This is a genomic window from Terribium retamae (genome assembly GCF_022347545.1).
In the GTDB taxonomy this organism is placed as follows: domain Bacteria; phylum Pseudomonadota; class Alphaproteobacteria; order Rhizobiales; family Rhizobiaceae; genus Mesorhizobium; species Mesorhizobium retamae.
Genome location: NZ_JAKREW010000045.1, coordinates 25,503 through 31,796 on the forward strand (window position 1 = coordinate 25,503; position 6,294 = coordinate 31,796).

The window sequence follows — 6,294 nt, forward strand, 5'->3', positions numbered from 1 at the left end:
GACGCACGCGAAAAGTCAGCATGGCACGGCCGCATCGGGAAATTCTAGTACGACGATGTGCGTAGAGGATGACGGTTGCCAATGGCTCCCCTGGCCAGCCCGATCGAAACCAATGGAGCGAAAGAGCTCTCCCTACACCTGATGCGTGACGAGCGCGACACCGAGGCCGATCAGGATCGAACCGCAAGCTTTCGGCACAACCCAGCTGGAAACGCCCGAGGACAGTCGCCCGAGTGTGATCGAGGCAAGGCCGACCGCGGCGACGTCGGCGGCCGAGAACACCAGGTTGACGACCATGCCGAGGATCAGGAACTGCAGCCAGAGTGGAACCCCGGCATCGGTCTCCACGAACTGCGGCAGGAATGTCAGGAAAAACAGCGCGGTCTTCGGATTGAGCACTTCAACGACGATGCTGTCGCGCAGCGTGTTCGGTCGATGCGCCCTGCCGTTGCCGGAATCGTGATTCCATCCGAGGAACATGGTGACACCGAGCCACACCAGATAGGCCGCACCAGCGAAACGGATCGCCGCGTATAGCGCCGGAGCGCCTTCGACCACCGACGCCAGGCCAATCGAGGCGGCGGCGATATGGGCATAGCAGCCGAGATGGATGCCGAGCGCTGCCATCAAACCGGCTTGGCGGCCGTGAGCAACGGTTTGCGCGGTCATGTACAAGATGGCCGGCCCGGGCATGCAGGCAAAGGCGATGGTTGCAGCGATGAATGGAATCCACGGCTCCAGCGACGGCATGCGGCCCTCCCCTGTGGCGCCTCGACGGCGCGTGAAGGGATAGGAGAGCTGGGAGAACGGCGACATACGGCAGATGCCGTATTTCGGTGCACGCGCGCCACCGCTACGGTCATGTTGGTTAAGGGGGCGTTACCGGAATGGCAGCGGAAGCCGTAACTTCAGCCAGTGGGAAGCCCCAGCCGAACGGCATAGGCGGTCAGCTCCGCGGTGCTGTGGAGGTCGAGCTTTCGCATCAGGTTCTCACGGTGCTTGCGGGCGGTTGCCTGGCTGATGCCGAGCCGGTCCGCGGTTTCGCGTGCCGTCATGCCCTGGGCCACCAGAAGCAGGATCTGGCGTTCCCGCTGTGTCAGCGGTACCGGCGAGATGATCTCCTGCGCATCCGGCGCTCGGCTCTTCCTGTCTGGCTCGGTGATCGCGAAACGCACGGTTTTCGCAAGATAGGTTTCGCCCTGTCGCAACGCTTCGATCGCTGCACCGAGCTCTTCAGGGTCACCGTCCTTGGTGAGATAGGCGTTCGCCCCGAACTCCAGCGCCAGCCGAACCGTCCGCGGCTCGATGTTGGCGGTCAGGACGACGATCTTCAGCCGCGGCGCCAATTCCTTGATCTCGGCGATGAACGGTACGCCCGAAACGCCGGGCATGCCGAGGTCGAGAACGAGCAGGTCCGCCTTCGTGTCGCGCACGAGCTTGAGCAGTGTCTCGCCGTCCGCCGCTTCCGCAGTGACCGAGACATTTTCCATCGCACTGATGAGCAGCTTGACGCCTTCGCGCATGATGGCGTGATCGTCGGCAAGGATGGCGGTCAGCGGGCGATGCATGATGTCTCTGTCCTGGGGACGGCACCTTACTTCAGCGATTGCTAACGTATGGGAAACACGCGGGCGGTAGATCAAGCGGCAAGTCGGGAAAAGGGCCGGTCCACCCGGCAGACAAGTGCGAGGGTTCGATGCAGGAAGACAAGATCCAGGAAGCCCTGATCGAACATCTGTACCGCAATGCCTATGGCGTGGTGATTTCCAACGTCACCATCTCCCTCGGCATCGTCTATGCACTCTACGGCTCTGTTCCGACGCAGTGGCTCGTGCCCTGGATCGTCGCCGTCTATGCGCTCATTGTGGCTCGCGTCGTGGTGGCACGACGTTTCTGGAAGCATCCCAGGACACCTGCTTCCTTGCGCAGATGGGCGTGGGCCGCTGCTGGCTTTTCATGGGCATCCGGCCTTCTATGGGGTTCCCTGACCTGGATCGGCTATGTGCCTGACCAGCCGCATCTGTTTGCCTTCATCGTTGCGATCCTCGCCGGACTGGTGAGTGGCACCATCCCATCGATGTCGGCCTTCCCGCCGGCGTTGATCGGTTCGATCTTCGCAACGACGATACCGGTCGCAGCCCGCTTCACGACGATGCCGGGTGCGGTCGGCGATGCCTATCTTTTTCTGCTCGCCTGCCTGATCGCCATCAACATCTATTATGGCCGTATCGCCTACCGCATGCTGCACGAGATGATCCGGTTGCGCCTGGAGAATGTCGGGTTGATCGGCCACCTCCAGGAGGAGCGTGATCGCGCGCAGACCGCCGACAAGGCCAAGACCCGGTTCCTGGCGGCGGCGTCGCACGATCTGCGCCAGCCGATCCACGCGCTTGGACTGCTGATTTCGACACTGTCGGTGCTCGGTCGTCGCGGCGACGTGCCGTCAGGAGACGCACGCAACCTGGCGAGCTCAGCCAGGGCCATCGTCGGCAATCTGAGCGGCTTGCTCAACGCGCTTCTCGATATCTCGAAGCTCGACGCCGGCGTCGTCACCGTGGCCAGGGAAAATGTCGACCTTGGCGAGCTCTTCCGCAGCCTGCGTGATGAGTTTGCCGCATCCGCTCGGGCGAAAAATCTCAGTTGGCGGGTCGTGGATACATCTGTCCATGTCGACACCGATCCGATGATGCTGAAACGGATTCTCGATAACCTTCTCACCAATGCGTTCCGCTACACGAACTCCGGCAGCGTCTTGCTTGGATGCCGCCGACGGGCAACCGGGGTGGAAATCCAGGTCTGGGACACCGGGCTCGGGATACCGGAAGATCAGAAGGCCGCGGTCTTCGAGGAATTCGTGCAGCTGAACAATCCGGCGCGCGACAGGGCTCAGGGCCTGGGCTTGGGCCTGGCGATCGTGCGCAGAACGGCCGAACTGCTCGGGCACCCACTGGAACTTGTTTCGGCACCGGGTCGCGGGTCTATGTTTTCCGTGACGCTGGCTTCCGTGAATGTCGATACACCGGCCTTGCCGATCAGCACACCGCAGGAGCAGGCGGTGGCAAGCCTCATGATCGTCGATGACGAGCGCGAGGTGCTCGATGCCATGGTTGGCCTGCTGACACTGGAAGGCCACCGGATCTATGCCGGGCAATCGGCAGCGGACGTGCAGGTCGCTCATAGCAAAGCCGCGAAGCAGGGGCTGGCGCCCGTCGACTTGATCGTGGCCGACTACCGGCTGAGGGACAACGCCACCGGCGTCGAGGCGATCAAGTCGCTGTCCGCCTATCTCGGCCATCCGGTACCGGGCATCATTGTGACAGGCGACACCTCGCCGTCGCGCATTCGCGAAGCGACCGCCAGTGGTTTCCGCATCTTGCACAAGCCGGTCAGCGGCGATGACCTCAGGGAGGCGATAGCTGCGGTTCTGGCGGCGGATCGACGCGAGGGAGACAGTTGACGAAACAGGGCAGTCGTTGCCGTTAGTCTGGCTCCGCCTGCCGTGGAACCAAAAGTCCGAACTACTCCTTCACCGCCCCGGTCATCGACGACACGTAATAGTCGACGAAGAACGAATAGAGGATCACGACCGGAAGAGAGCCGAACAGCGCGCCTGCCATCAGCGATCCCCATTCGAACACGTCGCCCCGCACCAGCTCGGTCAGCACGCCGACCGGCACAGTCTTGTTTTCCGACGACTGGATGAAGGTCAGCGCATAGATGAATTCGTTCCATGACAGCGTGAAAGCGAAGATGCCGGCGGAAATCAGGCCCGGCACCGCCAGGGGCAGGATGATCTTGACGAGGATCTGCCAGCGCGAAGCCCCGTCCACCAATGCGCTCTCCTCCAGTTCGAACGGGATCGAGCGGAAGTACCCCATCAGCAGCCAGGTACAGAAGGGGATGAGGAAGGTCGGGTAGGTGAAGATGAGCGCAAGCCTGGAATCATACATGCCGAGCTTGAAGACGATGAAGGCCAGCGGAATGAAGAGGATCGAAGGGGGCACCAGATAGGCGAGGAAGATGAGAAGCCCGACGGAGCGTGAGCCGGTGAAGCGCACGCGCTCGATCGCATAGGCTCCGAAGACGGAGGCAGCCAGCGACAGGATGGTGGAGCATACCGCGACGAGCATCGTGTTCCACAGCCAGCCGGGATAGGATGTCTGGAACAGCAGATATTTGATGTGGTCGAGCGTGGCCCCGACGACCCAGAACGGGCTGTAGTTGTTGTAGTCGGTGAGCTGGGAATTCGGCTTAACGGCAGTGATGGCCATCCAGTAGAATGGGAAAAGCAGCACGAAGACGAAGACGGCGAGCGGCAGATACAGGACCATGATCCGGCGGGGCAGCCGGTTGAGGTAGCTCATGCCCTCGGCATTGTCGGTCAGGACGTCGGCTGGAACGTTGCTTGACATATCGGTGCCTCCTCAATCCTGTCCGCCCTGCTGCCACTTCCGACGCTGCAAACCGAAAAAGCTGAACATGATGGCCGCGAGCAGGAACGGGATCATGGCCACGGCGATCGCCGCGCCTTCGCCGAGCTGGCCGCCCGGAATGCCGCGCTGAAACGATAGCGTTGCCATCAGATGTGTCGCGTTCACCGGCCCGCCCTTGGTCAGCACGTAGATGAGCTGGAAGTCGGTGAAGGTGAAAAGCACGGAGAAGGTCATCACCACGGCTATGATCGGTGTCAGCATCGGCAGCGTCACATAGCGAAAGCGCTGCCAGCTCGTTGCGCCATCAAGCGAAGCCGCCTCCTGCAGCGAAGCCGGTATGGTCTGTAATCCGGCGAGCAGCGAAATCGCCACGAAGGGAATGCCCCGCCAGACATTCGCCGCGATGACGGAAACGCGTGCGTTGTTGGGATCGCCGAGGAAGTTGATCGGGCCGTCTATGACGCCAAGCTTCATCAGCGACCACGACAGGATCGAGAACTGGCTGTCGTAGATCCACCAGAACGCCAGCGCCGAAAGAACCGTCGGTACCACCCACGGCAAAAGCACGATGGCGCGGAGGAAAGACTTGAAGGGCAGGTTCTCATTGAGAAGCAGGGCAAGCCAGAGCCCCAGCGCGAATTTTAGGATCGAGGCGATCAGCGTGTAGAGCAGCGTGTTGAAGACGGAGAGCCAGAACACCTTGTCGCGGATCAGGAATTCGTAATTCTCAAGCCCGATGAAGATGCCGTCGCGCCCTATGCGCGTATCGGTGAAGCCGAGCCAGACGCCGAGGCCAAGCGGATAGGTAAGAAAACAGACGAGAAATATGGCCGCCGGCAGCATGAAGAGGAAGCCGAGCAGATTGTTGTTCTGCATAATCGATGCGGATGGCGGTTTTCCGGACGGCACGGTGGACATCGACTTTCTCCCGCTTGAACCTTTCCCGGATCAGGATGGCGAACCGCCATCCTGATCTAATTCTTTGTCGAGCGCGTTCCCGAAAACCGGTCCCACTTTTCGGGGTCGTGCTCTGCTGCCGGCGGCACGAGGCGCCGCCGGCAGGATCATCCCTGCGCCGGATCAGGCGCGGTAGTAGCGGTTGGCACGTCGCTCGGCTTCCGCTGCCGCGTCTTCCGGCGACATCTGTCCGGTCACGGCACCGGCGAACATGTCGACAAGCACATAGTCCGCCATCACGCCGGCCGAAGCGTTGCCGAGCGGGCCGGCATAGCCATTCGGGCGCAGCGTTTCCGAGGCACGCGCATAGGGCGCGTGGATGGGATCCGCCGTCCAGACGGGATTGCTCGCGAACGCCTTGAGCGGCTGACAGCAATAGGCGCTGGCGCCGGTGATCCAGCTGTTCATCTGCTCCGCCTCCAGCATGAACTTCATGTAGGCTTTCGCGGCTTCCGGATACTTCGTGTGGTTGAACAGCAGCAGCGAACTTGTCTGGTGGAGCTCGACGCTCTTGCCGACGGGGCCGATCGGGAAGTTGGTGGAACGGATATCGGCAGCGATTTCCGCCAGCGCCGGATCCTTCTTGGCGGCGTAGTAGACGGAAACGCCGTTCGCGATCAGCGACACCTGGCCGGCCAGAAACGCGCGGTTGTTGTTGATATCCTGCCAGCTTTCGGTCCCGGGAATGAATGTCTCGTAGAGCGCCTTGGCATAGTTGATGGCCGCTATCGTTTCCGGGCTGTTGATCGTCACCTTGCCGCCCTCGTCGACCATCTTGCCGCCATGGCTCCACAGCAGCCAGTGGGCGTAGTTGTTGCCGTCGCCCACCGCCTTGCCGTGCGGGAAGCCGGCCGGTGTTCCCTTGGCCTTCATTGCCTTGCAAAGTTCAAGGAAACCGGCCGTG

At 61.8% G+C, this 6,294-nt stretch carries 6 protein-coding genes; 1 reads left to right on the forward strand and 5 read right to left on the reverse strand.

Going from position 1 to position 6,294, the window contains the following annotated elements; all coding sequences use genetic code 11:
- Window positions 1-132 precede the first annotated feature (132 nt).
- Together L4923_RS26230 and L4923_RS26235 are read right to left on the reverse strand one after the other, a co-directional pair.
- The gene (locus tag L4923_RS26230) at window positions 133-750 is read right to left on the reverse strand and encodes a LysE family translocator (protein ID WP_239370053.1); all 618 of its coding nucleotides are present in this window, start codon (window positions 748-750) and stop codon (window positions 133-135) included.
- Between the two features lie 158 nt (window positions 751-908).
- A complete protein-coding gene (locus tag L4923_RS26235; RefSeq protein WP_239370054.1) occupies window positions 909-1,568 on the reverse strand; it encodes a response regulator in 660 nt (219 codons plus the stop codon).
- Between the two features lie 128 nt (window positions 1,569-1,696).
- Here L4923_RS26235 and L4923_RS26240 point away from each other — a divergent pair, with 128 nt between their 5' ends.
- Complete coding sequence (locus tag L4923_RS26240) at window positions 1,697-3,457, forward strand: ATP-binding protein (protein WP_239370055.1); 1,761 nt, start codon at window positions 1,697-1,699, stop codon at window positions 3,455-3,457.
- 61 nt (window positions 3,458-3,518) lie between these two features.
- Here the strand turns inward: L4923_RS26240 and L4923_RS26245 are convergent, their stop codons facing one another.
- The 3 genes from L4923_RS26245 to L4923_RS26255 form a co-directional block, all read right to left on the reverse strand.
- Entirely contained in the window at window positions 3,519-4,412 is an 894-nt protein-coding gene (locus L4923_RS26245) for a carbohydrate ABC transporter permease (protein WP_239370056.1), read from the reverse strand.
- A 12-nt stretch (window positions 4,413-4,424) separates the two neighbouring features.
- Window positions 4,425-5,351 (reverse strand): carbohydrate ABC transporter permease, encoded by a 927-nt coding sequence (locus L4923_RS26250; RefSeq protein WP_239370057.1) that lies wholly within the window; start codon window positions 5,349-5,351, stop codon window positions 4,425-4,427.
- Window positions 5,352-5,513: 162 nt separating this feature from the next.
- The coding region (locus L4923_RS26255; protein WP_239370058.1) for an ABC transporter substrate-binding protein at window positions 5,514-6,294 on the reverse strand (781 nt) is incomplete at its 5' end.

Bases quoted from the DNA above. Each gene is read 5' to 3' on its own strand.
- L4923_RS26230 (WP_239370053.1), bottom strand. From the start codon at position 750: ATGCCGTCGCTGGAGCCGTGGATTCCATTCATCGCTGCAACCATCGCC.
- L4923_RS26235 (WP_239370054.1), bottom strand. From the start codon at position 1,568: ATGCATCGCCCGCTGACCGCCATCCTTGCCGACGATCACGCCATCATG.
- L4923_RS26240 (WP_239370055.1), top strand. From the start codon at position 1,697: ATGCAGGAAGACAAGATCCAGGAAGCCCTGATCGAACATCTGTACCGC.
- L4923_RS26245 (WP_239370056.1), bottom strand. From the start codon at position 4,412: ATGTCAAGCAACGTTCCAGCCGACGTCCTGACCGACAATGCCGAGGGC.
- L4923_RS26250 (WP_239370057.1), bottom strand. From the start codon at position 5,351: ATGTCCACCGTGCCGTCCGGAAAACCGCCATCCGCATCGATTATGCAG.